The organism is Paracoccus sp. T5 (assembly GCF_048538155.2).
Lineage (GTDB): Bacteria > Pseudomonadota > Alphaproteobacteria > Rhodobacterales > Rhodobacteraceae > Paracoccus.
The window spans coordinates 2396850-2416530 of record NZ_CM135809.1 but is presented as its reverse complement, the minus strand read 5'-3'; the positions used below and the strand labels follow the sequence as shown (position 1 = coordinate 2416530).

General features: G+C 67.1%; 15 protein-coding genes. 6 read left to right on the top strand and 9 right to left on the bottom strand.

Annotation, left to right across the window (positions count from 1 at the left end; translation table 11 throughout):
- Positions 1-3: 3 nt before the first annotated feature.
- From ACNR9W_RS11895 to ACNR9W_RS11880, 4 genes are all read right to left on the bottom strand, one after another.
- Positions 4-2565 (bottom strand): GcvT family protein, encoded by a 2562-nt coding sequence (locus ACNR9W_RS11895; RefSeq protein ID WP_419271259.1) that lies wholly within the window; start codon positions 2563-2565, stop codon positions 4-6.
- 103 nt (positions 2566-2668) lie between these two features.
- Positions 2669-3553 (bottom strand): bifunctional methylenetetrahydrofolate dehydrogenase/methenyltetrahydrofolate cyclohydrolase FolD, encoded by an 885-nt coding sequence (folD, locus tag ACNR9W_RS11890; protein ID WP_419271297.1) that lies wholly within the window; start codon positions 3551-3553, stop codon positions 2669-2671.
- Between the two features lie 32 nt (positions 3554-3585).
- The gene (locus ACNR9W_RS11885; RefSeq protein WP_419271260.1) at positions 3586-4521 is read right to left on the bottom strand and encodes an electron transfer flavoprotein subunit alpha/FixB family protein; all 936 of its coding nucleotides are present in this window, start codon (positions 4519-4521) and stop codon (positions 3586-3588) included.
- 19 nt (positions 4522-4540) lie between these two features.
- Positions 4541-5290, bottom strand: coding sequence for an electron transfer flavoprotein subunit beta/FixA family protein (locus ACNR9W_RS11880; protein WP_419271261.1), 750 nt, complete (start codon positions 5288-5290; stop codon positions 4541-4543).
- A gap of 307 nt (positions 5291-5597) precedes the next feature.
- Between ACNR9W_RS11880 and ACNR9W_RS11875 the strand changes: the two genes are divergently transcribed.
- Positions 5598-6593, top strand: a complete 996-nt coding sequence (locus ACNR9W_RS11875) for a GlxA family transcriptional regulator (RefSeq protein WP_419271262.1) — start codon at positions 5598-5600, stop codon at positions 6591-6593.
- Positions 6594-6679: 86 nt separating this feature from the next.
- On the opposite strand, the gene ACNR9W_RS11870 is transcribed toward ACNR9W_RS11875, so the two are convergent.
- Positions 6680-8296, bottom strand: a complete 1617-nt coding sequence (locus ACNR9W_RS11870) for a BCCT family transporter (protein WP_419271298.1) — start codon at positions 8294-8296, stop codon at positions 6680-6682.
- Positions 8297-8994: 698 nt separating this feature from the next.
- Here ACNR9W_RS11870 and purU point away from each other — a divergent pair.
- Complete coding sequence (gene purU / locus ACNR9W_RS11865; RefSeq protein ID WP_419271263.1) at positions 8995-9879, top strand: formyltetrahydrofolate deformylase; 885 nt, start codon at positions 8995-8997, stop codon at positions 9877-9879.
- 306 nt (positions 9880-10185) lie between these two features.
- Entirely contained in the window at positions 10186-12108 is a 1923-nt protein-coding gene (locus ACNR9W_RS11860) for a M10 family metallopeptidase C-terminal domain-containing protein (protein WP_419271264.1), read from the top strand.
- Between the two features lie 63 nt (positions 12109-12171).
- Here the strand turns inward: ACNR9W_RS11860 and ACNR9W_RS11855 are convergent, their stop codons facing one another.
- A complete protein-coding gene (locus ACNR9W_RS11855; protein ID WP_419271265.1) occupies positions 12172-12333 on the bottom strand; it encodes a hypothetical protein in 162 nt (53 codons plus the stop codon).
- A 468-nt stretch (positions 12334-12801) separates the two neighbouring features.
- On the opposite strand from ACNR9W_RS11855, the gene ACNR9W_RS11850 reads away from it, so the two are divergent.
- The 3 genes from ACNR9W_RS11850 to ACNR9W_RS11840 are packed head-to-tail and all read left to right on the top strand — an operon-like array spanning position 12802 to position 15853.
- Positions 12802-13227 carry a MarR family winged helix-turn-helix transcriptional regulator gene (locus ACNR9W_RS11850; protein ID WP_419271266.1) on the top strand — a complete coding sequence of 142 codons (426 nt, stop codon included), beginning with the start codon at positions 12802-12804 and terminating at the stop codon, positions 13225-13227.
- Positions 13224-14828: an efflux MFS transporter permease gene (locus ACNR9W_RS11845; protein ID WP_419271267.1), complete on the top strand. Its 1605-nt coding sequence runs from the start codon at positions 13224-13226 to the stop codon at positions 14826-14828. Before ACNR9W_RS11850 ends, ACNR9W_RS11845 begins: the two co-directional genes overlap by 4 nt.
- Entirely contained in the window at positions 14825-15853 is a 1029-nt protein-coding gene (locus ACNR9W_RS11840; RefSeq protein WP_419271268.1) for an HlyD family secretion protein, read from the top strand. Before ACNR9W_RS11845 ends, ACNR9W_RS11840 begins: the two co-directional genes overlap by 4 nt.
- 259 nt (positions 15854-16112) lie before the next feature.
- On the opposite strand, the gene ACNR9W_RS11835 is transcribed toward ACNR9W_RS11840, so the two are convergent.
- Genes ACNR9W_RS11835 through ACNR9W_RS11825 form a run of 3 tightly spaced genes read right to left on the bottom strand, consistent with a single transcriptional unit; the run spans position 16113 to position 19662 of the window.
- A complete protein-coding gene (locus tag ACNR9W_RS11835; protein WP_419271269.1) occupies positions 16113-17171 on the bottom strand; it encodes a DUF1513 domain-containing protein in 1059 nt (352 codons plus the stop codon).
- Positions 17171-18142, bottom strand: a complete 972-nt coding sequence (locus tag ACNR9W_RS11830) for an imelysin family protein (RefSeq protein ID WP_419271270.1) — start codon at positions 18140-18142, stop codon at positions 17171-17173. The genes ACNR9W_RS11835 and ACNR9W_RS11830 overlap by 1 nt, the downstream gene beginning before the upstream one ends.
- On the bottom strand, positions 18142-19662 hold the full coding sequence (locus ACNR9W_RS11825; RefSeq protein ID WP_419271299.1) for a di-heme oxidoreductase family protein: 1521 nt from the start codon (positions 19660-19662) through the stop codon (positions 18142-18144). The genes ACNR9W_RS11830 and ACNR9W_RS11825 overlap by 1 nt, the downstream gene beginning before the upstream one ends.
- Positions 19663-19681: the final 19 nt, after the last annotated feature.

Below are 19681 nucleotides of genomic sequence, written 5' to 3'. Positions count from 1 at the left end.
TCCTCAGCTTCTGGGCTTGAGGTTCTCGGGGTCGTAGATCGGCTTGTAGCCGATGCCCACGACCTCGACCGGGTAGATCTCGTCGAAATACGACACGTTCAGCTTCCGGCCTTCCTGGCAATAGGCCCAGGGCAGGTAGGCCAGCGCGATGTTCTTGCCGACGCTGGGACCATAGGCGATGGAGGTCGTGTAGGACCGCCGGCCCAACTCGTCGATCAGCACTTCGCCGCTCTCGGGATCCATGACCGGCAGCGTGCCGACCGGGAAGCGCGCGACGCCGTTGCTGTCGACGTTGTCGGTCATCACCAGGGTGCACAGCATGGCGGGCTGGTTGGCGCGCTCGCGATACTCCTGGTGCTTGGCCTTGCCGACGAAGTCGGCCTCCTTGACCTTCGGACGCGACAGGTCGGCCTCGTAGAGGTTGTACTGGGTCAGAAGGTCGGCGTTCTGCAGGCGCAGCGACTTTTCCAGGCGACGCGAGTTCGCATAGGTCTCGACGCCCACGGCCATGACCCCGGCACCACGCAGCGCGTCCCAGACCGCCAGACCGTCATCATAACGCAGGTGCAGTTCCCAGCCCTGTTCGCCCACATAGGAGATGCGGAAGGCCATGACCTTGCAGCCGGCGATCTCGATCTCACGGATGGCCGCGAAGGGGAAGTTCGCCGCGTCCAGCGCGTCCGGATCGGCCACGACCTTCTTGAGGTTCTCCCGCGCGTTGGGGCCCCAGATGCCGATGGTGGTGAACTTTTCGGTCACGTCGGTGATGGTGACGTCAAAGCCTTTGTCCTGGGCCACGCGGCGCATGTAGATCAGGTCGCGCGGGCCGGCATCGGCACCGTTCACCAGGCGGCAGCGGTCACCCATGCGGAAAACGGTGAAGTCGGCGCGAACCATGCCTTCCTCGTCCAGCATGTGGGTGTAGATGCCCTTGCCGATGTTGGCGTCGCCGCCGATCTTGGCCGCGCAGAGCCATTCCATCAGGGCGACGTGGTCCGGGCCCTCGATGTCGGTCATGTGGAAGTGCGACAGGTTGATGATGCCGCAGTCGGCGCTCATCTCCAGCTGCTCGGCGTTGGACACGCGCCAGAAATGGCGGCTGTCCCATTCGTTCTCGCGCAGCGGCACCTGGTCCGCGTATTTCTCCAGCAGATGCTCGTTGGCGGCATAGCCGTGGGCGCGTTCCCAGCCGCCCAGTTCCATGAAGTAGCCGCCCAGTTCCTTCTCACGCTCGTGGAAGGGCGAACGGCGGATGCCGCGGGCATTGGCAAAGGGCTCGCGCGGGTGGACCGGCGGGTTGTAGATCTTGGCAGCCGTTTCCTCGCAGCGACCCCAGATATAGTCCTCGGACAGCTGGAAGTCGTTGAAGCGGGCATAGTCGATCGCGTGATGGTCGATGTCGGTGCGACCCTTGGTCATCCAGTCGGCGATCAGCTTGCCCATGCCCGGGCCGTCCTTGACCCAGATGGCGACGGCATACCACAACCCGCGCATCTTGCGGCTTTCGCCCATCGACGGGCCGCCGTCGGTGGTCGTCTGCAGCAGGCCGTTGAACGAGTGGCTTTCGTTGAAGCCCAATTCCGCCAGGATCGGCGTCAGCTCCATCGCCCGCTCCAGCGGCTCGATCACGTCGTCCAGCACCAGGTCGCGCTGCGAGGGCGACAGGCGGGCCTGATCCTTTTCCAGAAGCTCGCGCGGATGGACCATCCGGACGTCCTTCTCGTAGTAGTAGCCCCACTCGATCTGGCCGCCTTCGGTGGTGTTGGGATCGCCCGTGTCGCGCAGGTAGGCCGAGTTGCCTTGGTCGCGCAGCAGCGGACGGCCGATTTCCAGGCCGGTGCCGGCGAATTCGTCATAGGGACCGAAGAAGGTCAGCGGGTGGTCGACCGGCATCACCGGCAGGTCTTCGCCCGCCATCTCGGCGATCAGGCGACCCCAGAGGCCGGCGCAGACCACGACGTAATCCGCCATGATCGTCCCGCGCGAGGTCTTGACGCCCTTGATGCGGCCGTTCTCGTGGATCAGTTCCAGTGCGGGGGTGTTGGCAAAGATCTTCAGCTTGCCGGCGTTCACGCCCATGTCGACCAGCTTGCCGGCGACCGTCTGCGACCGCGGCACGACCAGGCCCGCATCGGGATCCCAGAGCGCGCCCTGGATCTGGTCTTCCTCCAGCAGGGGGAACTTCTCCTTGGCCTCGGCGGCCGAGATGATCTTGACGTTGGTGCCGAAGGCCTTGCCGCTGTCGACGCGGCGCTTCAGTTCGGCCATGCGGGCGTCGTCGCCGACGCGCGCGACTTCCAGGCCGCCGATGCGCTTGTAGTTGCCCAGCTTCTCGTAGAAATCCATGGAGTACATGGTCGTCCAGCACGACAGCAGGTCATGGCTGGTCGCATAGCAGAAGTCGGAGGCATGGGCGGTCGAGCCGATATCGGTCGGGATGCCCGACTTGTCGATGCCCACGATGTCGTCCCACCCGTTCTCGATGAGATGATGGGCGACCGAGGCCCCGACGATTCCACCGAGGCCGACAATAACGACCCTGGCCCTCTCTGGGAATGAAGACATCACGGATTCCTTGCTTTCGAGATGTTTGAAACGGGAAAGGCGGCCGCCAGACAATCACGTCCGGCGGCCGAATGACAGAGCGTGCGGCGCCCGGGGCCGTGCGTCATTTTAGATCGGGCGCGGGCAGGCCGACGCGGCGATAGGCTGCGATCAGCGTGTTGTGCATCAGCGTCATGATCGTCATCGGACCGACGCCGCCCGGAACCGGGGTGATCGCGCGGGCGCGGCGGGCGGCGGTTTCGAAATGCACATCGCCGACCAGGCGGGCCTTGCCGTCGCGGGTGACGCGGCTGGTGCCCACGTCGATGACCGTGGCGCCCGGCTTGATCCAGTCGCCCTGGATCATCTCGGCCGCGCCGACGGCGGCGACCACGATATCCGCCTGCGCCAGCTTGGCGGGCAGGTCGCGGGTGCGCGAATGGGCCATGGTGACGGTGCAGTTCTCGGCCAGCAGCAGCTGCGCCATCGGCTTGCCGACCAGGATCGAGCGGCCGACGACGACCGCGTCCAGGCCTGACAGGTTGCCCAGGCTGGAGCGGAGCAGCATCAGGCAGCCAAGCGGCGTGCAGGAGACCAGCCCCGGCATGCCCGAGGCCAGATAGCCCGCATTGACCGGATGCAGGCCATCGACGTCCTTGTCGGGATCGATGGCCTTGATGACTGCCAGGCTGTCCAGGTGGCCGGGCAGGGGAAGCTGAACCAGGATCCCGTCCACCGTGTCATCGGCGTTCAGGTCCCCGATCAGCGACATCAGTTCCTGCTGGGTGCAATCCTCGGACAGGACATGCTCAAAGCTTTCCATGCCCAGCTGGCGGGCCATGCGGCCCTTGCTGCGAACATAGACCTGGCTGGCCGGGTCGGTGCCGACCAGCACCACCGCCAGGCCCGGCGCGCGACCGGTCCGGGCGGCGAAGGCGGCCGCATGTCCCGCGATGCGTTCGCCCAGGCTGGCGGCAAAGGCCTTGCCGTCGATGATCTGGGCGGTCACCGGCTGGTCCTCGACCTGCGCTTCGGCCGACATCACAGCTGGCGCTCGAGTTCGGGCAGGATCTCGAACAGGTCGCCTACCAGGCCGTAATCGGCAACCTGGAAGATCGGCGCCTCGCCGTCATTGTTGATGGCGACGATGATCTTGCTGTCCTTCATGCCGGCCAGGTGCTGGATGGCGCCCGAGATGCCGCAGGCGACATAAAGGTCGGGGGCGACGATCTTGCCGGTCTGGCCGACCTGGAAGTCGTTGGGGGCATAGCCCGCATCGACCGCCGCGCGGCTGGCGCCCACGGCGGCGCCCAGCTTGTCGGCCAGCGGGTTGATGATCTGGTTGAACCGCTCCTGCGAACCCAGGGCACGGCCGCCCGAGACGATGATCTTGGCCGATCCCAGTTCGGGACGCTCGCTGTGCGACAGCAGGTTCTCGACAAAGCGCGACAGCTCGGCGCCCTCGGCTCCGGCCGGCAGGGCCTCGACGGGCGCCGCGGAGGCACCGGCGGCGGCGGCATCGAAGCTGGAGGTGCGGACGGTCACGACGCGGACGGCCTCGCGGGACTGCACCACCTCGATGGCGTTGCCGGCATAGATCGGGCGCTTGAACGTGTCGGAGGAGACGACCTCGATCGCATCCGAGACCTGCATCACGTCCAGCAGCGCCGCGACGCGGGGCAGGACGTTCTTGCCGGTGCTGGTGGCGGGGGCGATGATGGTGTCATAGCTGGAGGCGATCGCCACGATCAGCGCGGCGGTCGGCTCGGCCAGGCGGTGCTCCAGCGCATCGGCCTCGGCCAGCAGCACGCGGCGCACGCCGGTCAGCCCGGCCGCGGCCTGGGCGGCGGCGCCGGCACCCTTGCCGGCCACCAGGATGTCGATCTCGCCGCCGATCCGCGAGGCGGCCGTCAGGGCGCGCGCGGTGGTCTCGGACAGGGTTGCGTTGTCGTGATCTGCAAGAAGAAGAATTGCCATGTCTGTGTTCCCTGTCCGCTCAGATGACCGCAGCTTCGTTTTTCAGCTTGTCGAGCAGCTCAGCCACGCTGGAGACGCGCATGCCGGCCTGGCGCTCGGAAGGTTCCTCGACCCGCAGGACCGACAGGCGCGCCGCGGGGGTGACGCCGTAATCCTCGGGGGTCTGCTGGACCAGCGGCTTCTTCTTGGCCTTCATGATGTTGGGAAGGCTGGCATAGCGCGGCTCGTTCAGGCGCAGGTCGGCGGTGACGATCGCCGGCAGGGTCACGTCGATGACCTGCAGGCCGCCGTCGATCTCGCGCGTGACCTTGGCCGTGTCGCCCGACAGTTCCAGCTTGGAGGCAAAGGTTGCCTGGGCCCAGCCCAGCAGGGCCGACAGCATCTGGCCGGTCTGGTTGCAGTCGTCGTCGATCGCCTGCTTGCCCAAGATGACCAGGCCGGGCTCCTCGGTCTGGGCCACGCCCTTCAGAAGCTTTGCGACAGTCAGCGGCTCGACCGTGCCCTCGGCGACGATCAGGATGGCGCGGTCGGCGCCCATGGCCAAGGCGGTGCGCAGCACCTCCTGCGCCTGTGCCGGGCCGACGGAAACGACGATGACCTCGCTGGCGGCGCCCGATTCCTTCAGGCGCACGGCCTCCTCGACGGCGATCTCGTCGAAGGGGTTCATCGACATCTTCACGTTCGCCAGGTCCACGCCCGTCCCGTCGGACTTCACGCGTATCTTGACGTTGTAGTCCACCACCCGCTTCACAGGGACCAGAACTTTCATTTTCAGCTCCTCCTCGTCGTGGCTCCGGCGAACCGGGCCTTAGGTTCCTTGCCCGCGGCTGCGGACGACAGGACGGACGCGACCCTGGCCCCCGGCACCGACCCTGCAGGCGGCGCATCGCGGGGCCGGTGAATCAGCAGTAGCGCCGGCCTTCTTGAGCGTATGAATGCAATATTACAGCCGGCCGCGACAGAACATTTGCGTCATCGGGGGATTACGGCTACGACAATGCGTCACCCCGCGCGCAGGAACGGCAGGACCTATGGAACAGATTCCCGCACTCTCCCCCAATCCCTTGCGGCCCCGCATGCCCGCCCGTGCCGCCCGCGGCGCGAACGAGGATGTCCGCCTGTCGGTCGGCTTCATCCTGGCGCGGCGCTTCACGCTCTGCGCCTTTGCGAATTTCGTGGACGTGCTGCGCCTTGCCGCGGACGAAGGCGACCGCTCGCGCCCGATCCTGTGCCGCTGGACGGTCCTGTCGGATGACATGGACGCCGTCGCCTCCAGTTGCGGGATCACCGTCCAGCCCAAGGAACGCCTGGGGGACCCGACCCGATTCGACTATATCGTCGTGATCGGCGGGCTGATGGAGGACACCAAGACCCTGCGCGCCCCCTATGTCCGCTTCCTGCACGAGGCCGCGCAGAAGGGCGTGCCGCTGGTGGGCGTCTGCACCGGGGCCTTCCTGCTGCACCAGGCCGGGCTGCTGGACGGCTATCGCTGCTGCGTCAGCTGGTTCCACCATGCCGACTTCCTTGAGCAGTTCGAGGGGCTGAACCCGGTCACGGACCAGATCTTCGTGGTCGATCGCGACCGGCTGACCTGTTCGGGCGGCGCCAGTTCGGCCCACTTGGCAGCCTTCCTGGTGGATCGCCATGTCGGTCGCGCGCAGGCCAGCAAGAGCCTGCACATCATGATCATCGACGAGGCCCTGCAGGCGGAAAAGCCGCAGCCCGGCATCACCATGGACTTCAAGACCCGCGACCCGATCGTGCTGCGGGCGCTGCTGCTGATGCAGCAGAACATCGACGCGCCCTTTTCGGTGGCCGAGGTGGCCCGCCGGATCGGCCACAGCAAGCGGCAGCTGGAGCGCCATTTCCGCAACGCGCTGAATACCTCGCCCCAGGCGGCCTTTCTCAGCATCCGCCTGTCGCTGGCCCATCACCTGATCCGCACCAGCGACAAGTCGATCTCACAGATCGCGGTGGATTGCGGTTTCTGCGATTCGTCGCATCTGAGCCGGATGTTCCGGCGCCGCTTTGGCGACACGCCCCTGTCCATGCGGCAGGCCATCGCCGCCTGACGGGGCCAGACGAATGAAAAACCCCCGCGGGACCTGCGTCCCGCGGGGGTTCGAATTTTTGGGTGCGGCGCCGGGGCGCCGCGGGATCAGCGCGGCTCGCTGGCCAGGCCCCGCCAGACCGACACGCACATGATCAGCAGCAGGGCCGTGAAGGGCAGGCCGGTCGAGATGACCATGGACTGCAGCGACTTCAGCCCGCCCACCGACAGCAGCAGGACGATCGCGACGATGGCTTCGAAGACGCACCAGAAGACCCGCTGCGGCATCGGCGCATCGACCTTGCCGCCTGCTGTGATCGTGTCGATCACCAGCGAACCCGAGTCCGACGACGTGACGAAGAACACGATCACCAGGATGATGCCGACGAACGAGGTGATGCCCGACAGCGGCAGGTTCTCCAGCATGGTGAACAGCTGCAGCGGCAGATCGGCCTCGCTGACGGCGGTATAGCCCTGACGGACGACCTGGCTGATCGCCTCACCGCCGAAGATCGACATCCACACCACGCAGACCAGCGACGGGATCAGCAGGACGCTGATCAGGAACTCGCGCACCGTCCGGCCGCGCGAGACGCGGGCGATGAACATGCCGACGAAGGGCGACCAGCTGATCCACCAGGCCCAGTAGAACGAGGTCCAGCCCTGCATGAAGTTCACGTCGTCACGCCCGACCGGATTCGACAGCGCCGGCAGGTACTGCAGATAGGCCAGCAGGAAGTCGCCCATGTCGGTCAGCAGCAGCAGCGTCGGCCCCGCGAAGAGCACGAAGGCCAGCAGGCCGAAGGCCAGGCCCATGTTGATCTGCGACATCAGCTTCACCCCGGCCTCGAGGCCGCGGATGACCGAGAAGAGCGCAATGGCGGTGATGCCGATGATCAGGATGATCTGCGAGGTTTCGTTGATCGGCATGCCGAACAGATGGTTGAAGCCGGCATTGGCCTGCACCGAACCCAGACCCAGGGAGGTGGCCAGACCGAACAGCGTGGCAAAGACCGCCAGGATGTCGATGATGTGGCCAGGCCAGCCCCAGACGCGCTCGCCGAAGATCGGGTAGAAGGCCGAGCGCATGGTCAGCGGCAGGCCCTTGTTGTAGCTGAACAGCGCCAGGCTGAGGCCCACCACCGCGTAGATGGCCCAGGGGTGCAGCGCCCAGTGGAAGATCGTGGCGGCCATGCCGACCCGGATCGCCTCGGCCTGGGTAGCGCCGCCACCCAGCGGGGCCCAGTCCGTGCGGACGCCATCCGCCCCGACAGCCGTTCCGCCCAGAGAGGACGAGAAGTGGCTGAGCGGCTCGGACACGCCGTAGAACATCAGGCCGATGCCCATGCCTGCCGCGAACAGCATCGCGAACCAGCTGAGATAGCTGAAGTCGGGAACCGCGTCGCGTCCGCCAAGGCGCACCTTGCCATAGGGGCTGAGGATCAGCACCAGGCACAGGATCACGAAGATGTCGGCGGCACCGATGAAGAACCAGTCGAAGCCCTGCGTGACCTCGTTGAACAGGGTCGAGAACATCGCGCCCGAGGTCTCGGGCATGGCGATGGCGAAGATCACGAAGGCGATCACGCTGATGGCCGAGATCGCGAAGACCGGGTTGTGGATGTTGTAATCGAACGGGCCCACCGTTCCCGCGATGTTGTCGCGGCCGACCTGGTAATCGGTGTCGATGACACCGTTGGTCGAGGGGCTACCGGGCTGGTGCATGGCACTGCCCGCCTTCGGATTGTAGGTCAAGATCTCTCCTCCTGAGTTGGCGTCCGCCTGCCGAGGTTGGTCCAGCCATGCGTGTTCCGTCTTGTCGTGGTGCAGCGGCAGCAGCCGCGCGATCCCTGCGACCCGCCGGGGGTGCCTGGGCGCATGCGGTGCTGCGAGGTCGTGTCGCTATGCTTCTGCAGGGGCGGCTGAGCTGGGCTTTGGAGACTGGCGAACTTTTCAGTCCTGCGGTTATTCCCGGATCGCGGCCGGTTGGGCAGGACGAGTGCGACGCAGTCGCAGGAGCATCGCGACGAAATGGCGCAGCGGGGAACCCGCGCAGCAGGGTCAGCGGTTCTCTACCCCTTCCTCATGACTCCTGTGTGACGCCGCAGCAGCGTGACAGATTGACGCGCAGGGCAACTTCCGGAGGCGGACAGGGGCCGGGCGCACATCTCCTATCGGAATGTCGCGAACATTCATGCGACCGATTGGCGCTTGGGGCTAACTGCCCGGGACGACATCCAGAGCGTCGCCCGACCGGGCGTCGCACCCGCAATCCCGCCGATTTCGGCCCTCATCCGGCCTGCGCCCGCGTCACCTTGTGCCCGCGCGCGCCTCGAAGCGGCAGCAGGACCCCGTCACAACATTCGGCAGCGTCGGCAGCGGCCTGCCCTCATGCCGAGCCCTTGGAAAGGTGCCAAGAATCCATGCCCCAGATCATCCTTACCGTCTCCTGCCCCGTCCGGACCGGCATCGTCGCGGCGATCTCGACCTTCCTCGCCGAGCGCGGCTGCAACATCCACGACAGCTCGCAGTTCACCGACCTCGAGAACGACCGCTTCTTCATGCGCCTCAGCTTCATGTCCGAACAGGGCAAGTCGCGCGAGGACCTGAGCGAGGAATTCGCCGCCCATGCCCAGACCTTCGGCATGGACTATGCCTTCCATGACCCCTGCCAGAAGATGAAGGTCGTGATCATGGTGTCCCATTTCGGGCACTGCCTGAACGACCTTCTGTATCGCTGGCGGATCGGCGCGCTGCCCATCGACATCGTCGCCGTCATCTCGAACCACATGGATTACCAGAAGGTCGTCGTGAACCACGATCTTCCGTTCCACTACATCAAGGTGACCAAGGCCAACAAACCCGAGGCTGAGGCGCAGCAGATGCGCGTCGTGCAGGAAAGCGGCGCGGACCTTGTGGTGCTGGCGCGCTACATGCAGATCCTGTCCGATGAGATCTGCCAGAAGATGTCGGGCTGCATCATCAACATCCACCATTCGTTCCTGCCCAGCTTCAAGGGCGCGAACCCCTACAAGCAGGCTTATGAGCGCGGCGTGAAGCTGATCGGCGCCACCAGCCACTACGTCACCGCCGACCTGGACGAGGGCCCGATCATCGAGCAGGACATCGTTCGCGTGACCCACGCCCAGAGCGCGTCGGATTACGTCAGTCTTGGCCGCGACGTCGAGAGCCAGGTGCTGGCCCGCGCGATCCACGCCCATATCCACCGCCGCGTCTTCATCAGCGGCGACAAGACCGTCGTTTTCCCGGCCAGCCCCAACGAATACGCCTCCGAGCGGATGGGCTGAGGACTGAAAAGACGGGGTCGGGCAGGTCCCGAACCCGAAGGGGACGAACATCCGCCCCTGATGACATGAAGGGCCCGCTGTCCATGCGACAGCGGGCCTTTTGCATGCGCAGGCAGGATCCCGCCGCAACTCATCCTCAAGGAGAGTCATATTCTATCCATCATATCCTTGTGAATAGTAGCCAGGCCGGACATCCACCGCTTAAAAGGCTTTTGTAGCAATTTCTCCTTTAGGTTGTGCGGACGCCGCCGGGGACTGCTTCGGCAGGGTGGCGGTCCTTCAATAACTTTCTATTCAGGAGCGGGCATGCCAATCACCTATGACGCGCAATCGGTTCACCTGGCGCAACTCGGGCAAAGGCTCACGTCGGACAGCTGGATCATCTCGGACTGGAATGCCGGCCAATCCAGCATCACCAAATGGGCCAGCCAGAACGTGCGCAAGGCCGCCGACGGCGCCATCGAGTTCGTGCTGGACAGGGCGCCCGCGGGATCGGCCCGGCCCGTGCAGGGGGCCGAGATCCAGTCGATGGCCAAGGCCACCACCGGCACCTGGACCTGGCAGGCGCAGGTGCCCGAGATGGTGCCCGGCGCGGTTTTCGGCATGTTCCTCTACAAGTCGGACTGGAAGAACGACCCGACCTTGGAGTTCGATTTCGAATTCGTGGGCGGCGACACGACCAAGGTGCAACTGTGCATCCATATGCAGGACGCCAATGGCCGGCACATCACCCTGACCAACAACGGCCAGCCGATCATCGTGGACCTGGGCTTCGATGCCGCAAAGGGCATGCACAGCTATGAGATGACCATCAGCGAGACCGAGGCCGTCTTCATCATCGACGGCCAGGTGGTCGGACGCTATGGTGCGGCCGACATGCCGGGCAACGTCTGGTACACGGGCCAGCTGTCCAGCTATGTCGACCTCTGGGCCGTCGCGCCTGCGCAGGAGGCCTGGGCTGGCAAGTGGCAGGATCCCGGTCGACCCCTGGTGGCGCGCGTGGGCGATGTCGAGGTACGGCCCGGCGACCTGGACAACCTGACGCTGGGGCAGGTCACCTATGGCGACGCCTTAGGCAATTTGATCGACGGCACCGACCGCGACGACGAGATCGACGGCGGGGACGGCAACGACACCATCCAGGGCCATGCGGGCAACGACACGCTGCATGGCAGCGCGGGCGACGATCGCCTGTTCGGCGGCGCCGGGCACGATCAGCTGTTCGGCGGCAGCGGCAATGACCAGTTGCACATGGACGAGGGGGATGACCGGCTGGATGGCGGTCCGGGCAGCGACACCGTGGTGGTTCTGGGCGCCGTGGCGGCCGAGATCGACCTGGCCCTGACCAGGGCGCAGAACACCGGCTATGGCAATGATGTGCTGGTCGAGATCGAACATGCGATCGGCGGCCTGGGCCATGACCGGCTGTTCGGCAATGATGCGGCGAACATCCTGGCCGGCGGCGACGGCAGTGACCTGCTGGACGGTCGGGCCGGCAGGGACACGCTTTATGGGGGGAATGGGTCCGACACCCTGGTCGGCGGCGCGGGCGCCGACCAGCTCTTTGGCGGGGCGGGGGCGGACCAGTTGCTGGGTGGCGACGGGAACGACAGCCTCTACCTCGAGGAGGGCGACGACATCATCGACGGGGGCGCAGGCGTTGACCGGCTGATCGTGTCGGGCTCCATCGGCGCAAGGGTTGACCTGTCGATCCAGACGGCGCAGCAGACCGGTTACGGCAATGACGTTATCCGCGACATCGAGAATGTGCTGGGCGGAAGGGGCGACGACTGGCTGTCCGGCAATGGCCAGGACAACCTGCTGCGCGGCAACAGGGGCGCCGACACGCTGCTGGGCGGCGGCGGGGCGGACACGCTTTACGGCGGTGCCGGACGCGACGTGATGCATGGGGGCCTGGACCGGAGCGCAGACGTCTTTGTCTTCAACCGAATCTCCGATTCGGCCGCGGGCAGCAATCGGGACATGATCCATGATTTTGTGTCGGGGACGGACGTTATCAAACTCAGCGGCATCGATGCACGACCCCTGTCCCAGGCTGATGATGCCTTCTCCTTTACCGGCACCACCGCGTCGTCCCACGGCGTCTGGTATGCGCGCAGCGACCGGGACGTGATCGTCCGGGCGGATGTCACGGGCGATGGCCTGGCGGATCTGGAAATCCGGCTGGTCGGGGTGTCCTCGCTGACGGCGAACGACTTTCTCCTCTGACGCAAGGATCGGGCCGGCGCGGCGTCCCGTGGTCCACAACGGGCGACACGGGCCGGCCGCCCCTCAGGCCGGCGTCGCTGCGGCGGGCTGGCGGCGGCGGCGCATCGCTGGGCTTTCGATCAGGCGCCAGGACATCTCGGCCAGCACGAAGGAGATCAGGATCCAGATCAGGCTGCGCAGCAGCTTTGCGGGACCTTCGCTGAGGTGGAGGAATTGCCGGGACATGCTCATAAAGCGCCGGCGGGACGAAGTAATGGTAGACGTAGAGCCCACCTGCATGTGCCGGCTGCCATATAGCCAACCAAATCAGCCTCCGGCAACTCGACGCCGTTTCGGTCACGACCTATTCCGAGGTCTGTACTGTTCTGCGTCGCCTTTGGTGCAGGCACATCTTTAATAGGGAATGGTCGAGGGCGGTCACAGGTATTGCCTGTGCGACACCGCAAGGTTCGGCCGTCTCAACATTACCTAGGCTGACCGAAGGTCCCACCAGCTCATGGCGTCGGAGCAAGTTGGCGAGGATGTCACCTTTGTTACGAACGGTTTTAAGCAAAACCGGATGGACTGGGACTCCCTCATGCCATCAGCAGGCTTCTGGTTATATGCACAACGTGCAAAAAACTGCTGCGGCGCCCGTTGACCCCATATGGCCGGATACTTAGCTAGCTAACCAAGAGCATTGGAGGCCAGGTTTTGCGTGACGCGCCGTTCATCGACATCCTGCTGCAGGTCATCCGCACCCTGCGGCGCACCTATGACCGGCGTGCCCGGGACCATGGCCTGACGCTGTCGCGGGCGCGGACGCTGACGGCGCTGGCGCGGCACGATGGTGTCACCCAGACCGAACTGGCGGCGGAGCTGGCGATCGAGGCGCCCACCCTGAAGCGCCAGATCGACGCGCTCGTCGCCGACGGTTTCGTCGCGCGGGAGCCGCTGGATGGCGACGGGCGCAAGAACGCGCTGGTCCTGACCGCCCGCGGCCGGGACAGCGCCATCGTCGAATTCACCGGCCGTCTGCGGCGCGAGGTGCTGGCAGGCATCCCGCCCGAGGACCTTGCCAAGGCAGCCGAGGTGCTGACGCGCATCACCCAGAACCTCAAGCGGATGGACAAGTCATGAGCGCGCCCGCGGCACCTGCCGCGGCCCCCGTGCCGCATCCGCCCCTGCCGGCGGGGCGCGCACTGGCCTTCATGGCGGCAGCGACGGTGATCGGACTGTCACAGGGCCTGCAGCAGGGGTTCGTGTCGACCAGCCTGCCGCAGTTGGCGGGCGATCTGGGGATCACCACGACCTCGGCGGCCTGGCTGCTGGCGGTCTACATGATCCCGCGCGCGGCATTGCCTGTCCTGCTGATCAAGATCCGCACCCAGTTCGGCCTGCGCCGCTTTGCCGAGATTGGCGTCGTCATCTATGCGGCGGTCGCCTTGGCCTCGATCTGGGTCAGCGACTTCCGGTCGGCGCTGGTCCTGCAGGCGCTGGCGGGGGCTGCGGCCGCGCCCCTGTCGACCCTCGCCTTCCTCTACATGCTTGATCCCCTGTCGCCGCAGGCCAAGATGGTGCTGGGCCTGCCGCTGGCCATGGTGGTGCTGATGACCGGCCCGTCACTGGCGCGCGTGATCGGGCCGTCGCTGATCGGCGATGGCGGCATGGCGAACGTCCACATGGCCGGGCTGGGCATGGCGCTGGTATCGCTGATGCTTGTCCTGGCCCTGCCGCTGCGGCCAATCCCGCGCCAGAAGGTCATCGAGCCCTTGGACTTTCTCAGCTTCATGCTGATCGGCCTGGGTTTCGGCGGGCTGATCATCGGTTTCGTGATGGGGCCGATCTACAACTGGACGGATGTTTCCTGGATCGGCGTCCTGCTGGCGGCAGCCGTCCTGTCGCTGACCCTCGCCGTCGCGGTCGAACTGAACCGCAGCGCGCCGCTGCTGGACATCCGCTGGCTGGCCAGCCCCGCGATCCTGCACCTGACGGGCACGCTGCTGCTGTTCCGCCTGATCCTGTCCGAACAGTCGGCCGGTGCCCCGCGGATGTTCCAGGTGCTGGGCATGGGCTCGGATCAGATGGTCGCGCTGTTCGCGGTCATCTCGCTGGCCGGGGTGATGGGGGCGCTGGCCTGCATCGCCTGGATGCGCCCGCAGCGCGTCGCGGCCTTTCACCTCGTGGCGCTGCTGATCATCGCGGGCGCCGCCTTTCTGGATGCGCAGGTGACGCCCGACTGGCGGCCAGCGCAGATGATCGCGACGCAGGCCTTGGTGGGCTTTGCGGGAATGCTGTTCATGCCGCCCGCGATGATGGCCGGGCTGATCTCGGCGCTGTCCAAGGGGCCGCAGTACATCCTGTCCTTTGTCATCGTCTTCATCTCGACCCAGAGCCTTGGCGGCGTGCTGGGTTCAAGCCTCTTCACCACCTTCACCACGCACCGGCAGGCGCTGCACCTGCAGGAGCTTGCTGCGCAGGTGACACCGACCGACCCGGCGACGGTGCAGGCCCTGGCACGCCGGATGGCCGGGCTGGCCGGCACCTTGCCCGACACGGCCCTCCGCCGCATGCAGGCCGCGACCGAGCTGGCGCAGCAGGCCAGCCTGCAGGCGTGGACCCAGGCCTATGCCGATGCCTATGCGCTGACGGGATGGGCCGCGCTGATCGCGGCCGCGGCGCTGGTGCTGCACCTGCTGCGCGACCGTATGGCTCTCAAGCTGATGGAAACCGACCCATGAAAAAGACCGCCCTTCTGCCGACCGTCATCGCCCTGATCCTGGGCGCCGCCGGCGTCCTGCTGCTGCTGTTCGCCTGGCACCTGCCGCCCTTTGCTCCAGCAACCCCGCGGACCGAGAATGCCTATCTTCGTGCCGAGGTGACGCAGATCGCCCCCCAGGTCGCCGGCTACGTCACAGCGGTCGAGGTGCAGGATTACCAGGACATCGAAGCGGGCGACGTGATCGCGCGGATCGACGACCGCATCCCCCGGCAGAGGCTGGCCCAGGCCGAGGCGCAGCTGGCAGGCGCCCGGGCAGCCCTGAAGGTGGCCGAGCAGAGCGTCCATTCGGCCGAGGCCGCCGCCCGGGCCAGCCAGGCGGGGCTGGATGCGGCGGGATCGGCCCTGACCAATACCCGCTCGCAGGCGGATCGGGCGGGCCAGTTGCTGGATCGCGGTGTCGCCTCGCAATCCGCGACCGACCAGGCGCAACTGGCGCTGGAGCAGGCCGAGGCCGCCCGCATCCAGGCCGCGGCCCAGCTTGAGGTCCAGACCGAGAGCATCCGCTCTGCCGAGGTCGCCCTGGACGCCCGCCACGCCGAGATCGAGGGCGCCGAGGCCGCGGTCGAACTGGCCCGGATCGATCTGGACAACACCGTCGTCCGCGCGCCTGCGGACGGCAGGCTGGGGCAGCTGGGGGTCCATGTCGGGCAATATGTGACGCCCGGAACGGCCCTTGTTTCTCATGTCGGCCAGAAGTTGTGGATCATCGCCAGCTTCCGCGAGACGAACATCGCCGGCCTGGTCCCCGGCACACGAATCGGGTTTACGGTCGATGCGCTGGGCGGGGAACGCTTCACCGGACATGTCGCAGCCCTGTCCCCGGCGACCGCATCCGAATTCGGCCTGATGTCCGCGACCGCCAGTTCGGGGAACTTCACCAAGATCGCCCAGCGCCTGCCGGTCCGGATCACCATCGACCCCGATCAGCCCGGCGCCGATGGCCTGCGTCCCGGCATGTCGGCCGTGGTTCAGGCGCTGCCCTGACGGTCTGAAACACGCCTGCCGTGGATCGGGCCGGCCTGCTCTCCAAAAGCCAAGGCACCCGCGACGCTCAGCGGCGGCACCTGCCGGAAGATCCGCGTTACGCCATTCGCGATCGCGGTGGCCACACTGATCCCGACCCCTGTCGCAGACGCGCGGCATTCAGTCAGATCGAGCCTCTTGAAGAGCAACGTTTCCGAGGCAGTGCCCGCAGTCTGTCGGGAACGGAGGCGCCGACGCGCCGGCCAAAGGGCGCAGGGGCTCAGGTCAGGGCGACCAAGTGGTTGTCCCAGGCCGGACCGGCGGTCCGCAGGGGACGGAAAAGGGCCGTGGTGCAGGACCACAGGACGCCGCTGCCATCGCTGACGATGAAACCCTCGCCCTGGGGCGCCACGCCGCAGGCATCGGCCCGGCTGTGGGTGGCAAGATGCGTCCCGTCAGGCGCATGGATCATCACCACGCCTCCGCGCGGCGAGGTCACGGCAACAAGGCCGTTGGCTGCCATGGCGATCGACCCGACATAGCCCTGCAGTCGCAACAGTTCGGGGAGGGGCGGTGTGCAGAGGATGGGCGGGCTGCCGGGGCGCCATAGGCCCAGCAGGGGAACGGCCTCTGCCGGGGCCCCTTCCCATTGCATTGCAAAGGCGACTAGACCCTCCGCGCTGAGGGCCAGGTGGCGGATCGAGTTTTGCCGCAGCGCCGGCGGCAGCTCAACCTGGTCCAGCACCTGCCCATCCGCCGACAGCAGGGTCAGGTTCGGACGCATGGTCTCGATGTTCAGCTTCGACCGGTCCTGGGGATCGGTCGCGATGCCGCCGTTTGCCACCACGATGCTGTTGTCGGGTCGGCGCTTCAGGTCGTGGGGGCCGATGCCGCCCGAAGCCCACTCGTCGATGCGGGTGAAGCGATCCGTTTCCCACAGCCCGATCCGCCCCTGCGAGGTTTTGGACACGACTTCGGAAGTGAACAGCGTCCCGCCATCGGCGGAGAACACGCCGTGGCCATTGAACTGGCGCCCTTCCGGGGGTGTCAGATGGCCTCGGACCGCACCCGTCCGGCAATCCAGCACCACTGCAAAGGTACCCGGACGGCGCGCGAAGGCCACGGCCAGCGGCAGGCGGGGATGGGCGGCGGCGGCATGTCCCCGGCCGGGCAAGTCGATGGCAAACAGGCTGCGCCCGTCGGCCGCAAGGCCATGCAGCACATGGACATCGCCGGCCTTGCCTGCCGCCAGGCAGGCCGGGCTGCCCAGATCGGCCCATCCCGGGACCGGCACAGCCGCGGCAGCCAGGCCGGCCAGGACCATCCGTCGCGTCGTCATCAGTCGCCATCCATCGCGTTGAAGCCCATGGTCACGCCAAGGGCAGGGCCCATCTCCTCGACCACCGCGACGCGCGCGGCATCGACCGCCTGCTGCAGGATCTCGACCCGCAGGCGCCCCTGGGGCGTGGCGACCCCGGCCAGCAGCGGATCGTCAAGGTCCCGCGCCATGTCCGACGCACGATCCAGCGCCGCCAGGCTCTGCGGCGCCTCGGGGACCAGTGCGGCGGCCATCTGACGGATTGCGGCCAGCGACAGCGCGATGTTGCGCAGGCTGCGCCCCGAAGCCCGCGCTTCGGCACGGTCGGGGGCCGGGCTGTCAAAGCTGCCAAGCGGCCTGCCAAGCCGCTGGTCCCGGATGAAATCCAGTCCGGTGACGATCTGGGTAAAGAGGGCCTGCCGAGCCTCGGCCTCCGTCAGGAATCGCGTGTTGCCGGGCTCTCCGGCCGTCAGGACCAGCGGGCCGAAATCCTCGCGCCAATCGCGGTTCAGGTCGGCGGCCATGCGCGCCAGGTCCGCGGCAGTGGCACGGATCAGGGGGCAGGGGTCGGCGGGCCAGGGTTCTGCCGGAAACAGCAGGCGTTCCAGCCCGGTCAGCCCACGCGCCGCCACCGACTGCTCTGCCATGCTGTCCGGGGTCAGCGTGGCAGCGTCGGCGGCAAGCAGCGCCTGCTGCGCGCGCAGTCCGCTTGCCTTGGGATCGGGCCAGAAGGCGATCGCCAATCCCCGGCCATCGGCCTCGGCCGGGCCAAGCCGGATATGCTGCACCCCCATCCAGGCGTCGTAAGCGGCGTGATAGGACGGGCCGACCCGATCCGGCGCGCAACTGTCGCGCGTGACGAGGGCAAGGTCAGCGGTGGCAGCCGCGAAGTCGGCATGGCGGGGCAGGATGTGGTCACGGACGGCGGCGGCGACGTCCGCCTGCGCGGCCCCGCCCGCCAGCCCGATCAGCAGGATCAAAGGGCGCAGCATCACAAACTCTCCAGAAAGGCGATCAGGGCGTCGCGGTCATCGGCCGGCAGGGCCACGACGCCATCGCGGGCGGGCGCGGCCTCTCCTCCATGCCACAGCACGGCTTCCAGCAGGCTGCGGGCGCGGCCGTCGTGCAGGAACTGGGTGTGCCCGCTGACCGCCTGCGTCAGGCCGATCCCCCAGAGGGGCGGCGTGCGCCATTCGCGACCGTCGGCCCGACCGTCGGGGCGGTTGTCGGCCAGGTCCGGTCCCATGTCGTGCAGCAGCAGGTCCGTATAGGGCCAGATCAGCTGAAAGCTTTGCTCGGGTTGGTCGTGCAGCCGATGCGTCACATATTTGGGACGGTGGCAGTCAGCGCAGCCCAAGTCGTGAAACACCGCCTTGCCGCGCAGCACCTGCGGCTCGTCCAGGTTCCGCCGCGCGGGCACGCCCAGGTTTCGGGCGTAATGCGCCACGAGGTCCAGGCTGAGCGCATCGACCTCCAGCCCGTCGCGGATGCCGGGCTCCTGCCCATGCGGGGCGTCGCGGCAGGCTGCCTGGGACGGGCTGCATTCGCCCTGCGGCGAGGGAAGCAAGGGCGTGGAGAGGCCCATGTCGCCCGAAAAAGCCTCGGCCGACTGTTCCAGCACCGTCGCATTGCCAGCCTTGTGCCCAAAGCGGCCCAGCATCGGCACGCCATGGACGCGCGACATCACGATCTGGGCGCGCCCCGAGATCCCGTCGCCATCCGCATCGGCGGGATCCTCGGCCGCCAAAATGTCGGCGGCCGGGATCGCCTCCAGAAGTCCCAGGCCGATCATCTGCGGCGCGACGCGGGGCGACATCATCAGGTGGGGCGACAGCGGGCCATAGCCCGGATCGGCAATGGCGTAATCGGGCTGTCGCAGCCGAATTACCGTCCCGTCGGCCAGCAGGACCGGGCGCTCGGTCCAGGTGATCTGCATCTGCCCTTCGGGGGCCAGGCCGAAGGTCGCGAAATCCTGCAACTGCGCGCCATAGACCGGGTCGGGACGGGTCGCGTGCCAGCCGCTGATCCCTGCCGGAGCCGGGCCACCCGGAACGGACAGGCGCAGAAACATCGACACGCGGGCATCATCCGCGCCCGATGGCGGATGCCCGCGCCCGTCCTTTACATGGCAGTCCTGGCAGGCGCGCGCGTTGTAGAGGGGCCCCAGCCCGTCCGAGGCCAGCGTCGAGGCCGGCGACGCCACCCAGGTCTTGCGAAACAGCGCATTGCCCAGCTTGAAGTCCATCTCATGCGCGAAGGGCATGTTGGCAGAGGACTGGCTGAAGGCATCTGCCGTGTCGCGGGCGCGCACCGTCGCGGCACCTGCGGGACGATCCTCGAAGGGCTCCGGCGCATCGAAGCGGGCGGGCGGCGCCAGGATCGCCCGGATGCGTTCGGCTTCGGCGCGCGTCCGCGCCACAACGTCCAGGTGCCGGTCGTCCAGAAGCGGGGCCGCGTCCGGCACCTGCCCCAGGGCCGGGGCAACCAGAAGCGCCGCCAGCGCCAAGGCCATCCAATCATGACGCAGCGCC

What these genes read in the sequence shown, in the direction of transcription:
- ACNR9W_RS11895 (WP_419271259.1), bottom strand. Translation starts at nt 2,565, where the DNA reads ATGTCTTCATTCCCAGAGAGGGCCAGGGTCGTTATTGTCGGCCTCGGT.
- ACNR9W_RS11885 (WP_419271260.1), bottom strand. Translation starts at nt 4,521, where the DNA reads ATGGCAATTCTTCTTCTTGCAGATCACGACAACGCAACCCTGTCCGAG.
- ACNR9W_RS11880 (WP_419271261.1), bottom strand. Translation starts at nt 5,290, where the DNA reads ATGAAAGTTCTGGTCCCTGTGAAGCGGGTGGTGGACTACAACGTCAAG.
- ACNR9W_RS11875 (WP_419271262.1), top strand. Translation starts at nt 5,598, where the DNA reads ATGCCCGCCCGTGCCGCCCGCGGCGCGAACGAGGATGTCCGCCTGTCG.
- ACNR9W_RS11870 (WP_419271298.1), bottom strand. Translation starts at nt 8,296, where the DNA reads ATGCACCAGCCCGGTAGCCCCTCGACCAACGGTGTCATCGACACCGAT.
- purU (WP_419271263.1), top strand. Translation starts at nt 8,995, where the DNA reads ATGCCCCAGATCATCCTTACCGTCTCCTGCCCCGTCCGGACCGGCATC.
- ACNR9W_RS11860 (WP_419271264.1), top strand. Translation starts at nt 10,186, where the DNA reads ATGCCAATCACCTATGACGCGCAATCGGTTCACCTGGCGCAACTCGGG.
- ACNR9W_RS11855 (WP_419271265.1), bottom strand. Translation starts at nt 12,333, where the DNA reads ATGTCCCGGCAATTCCTCCACCTCAGCGAAGGTCCCGCAAAGCTGCTG.
- ACNR9W_RS11845 (WP_419271267.1), top strand. Translation starts at nt 13,224, where the DNA reads ATGAGCGCGCCCGCGGCACCTGCCGCGGCCCCCGTGCCGCATCCGCCC.
- ACNR9W_RS11840 (WP_419271268.1), top strand. Translation starts at nt 14,825, where the DNA reads ATGAAAAAGACCGCCCTTCTGCCGACCGTCATCGCCCTGATCCTGGGC.
- ACNR9W_RS11835 (WP_419271269.1), bottom strand. Translation starts at nt 17,171, where the DNA reads ATGACGACGCGACGGATGGTCCTGGCCGGCCTGGCTGCCGCGGCTGTG.
- ACNR9W_RS11830 (WP_419271270.1), bottom strand. Translation starts at nt 18,142, where the DNA reads ATGCTGCGCCCTTTGATCCTGCTGATCGGGCTGGCGGGCGGGGCCGCG.
- ACNR9W_RS11825 (WP_419271299.1), bottom strand. Translation starts at nt 19,662, where the DNA reads ATGGCCTTGGCGCTGGCGGCGCTTCTGGTTGCCCCGGCCCTGGGGCAG.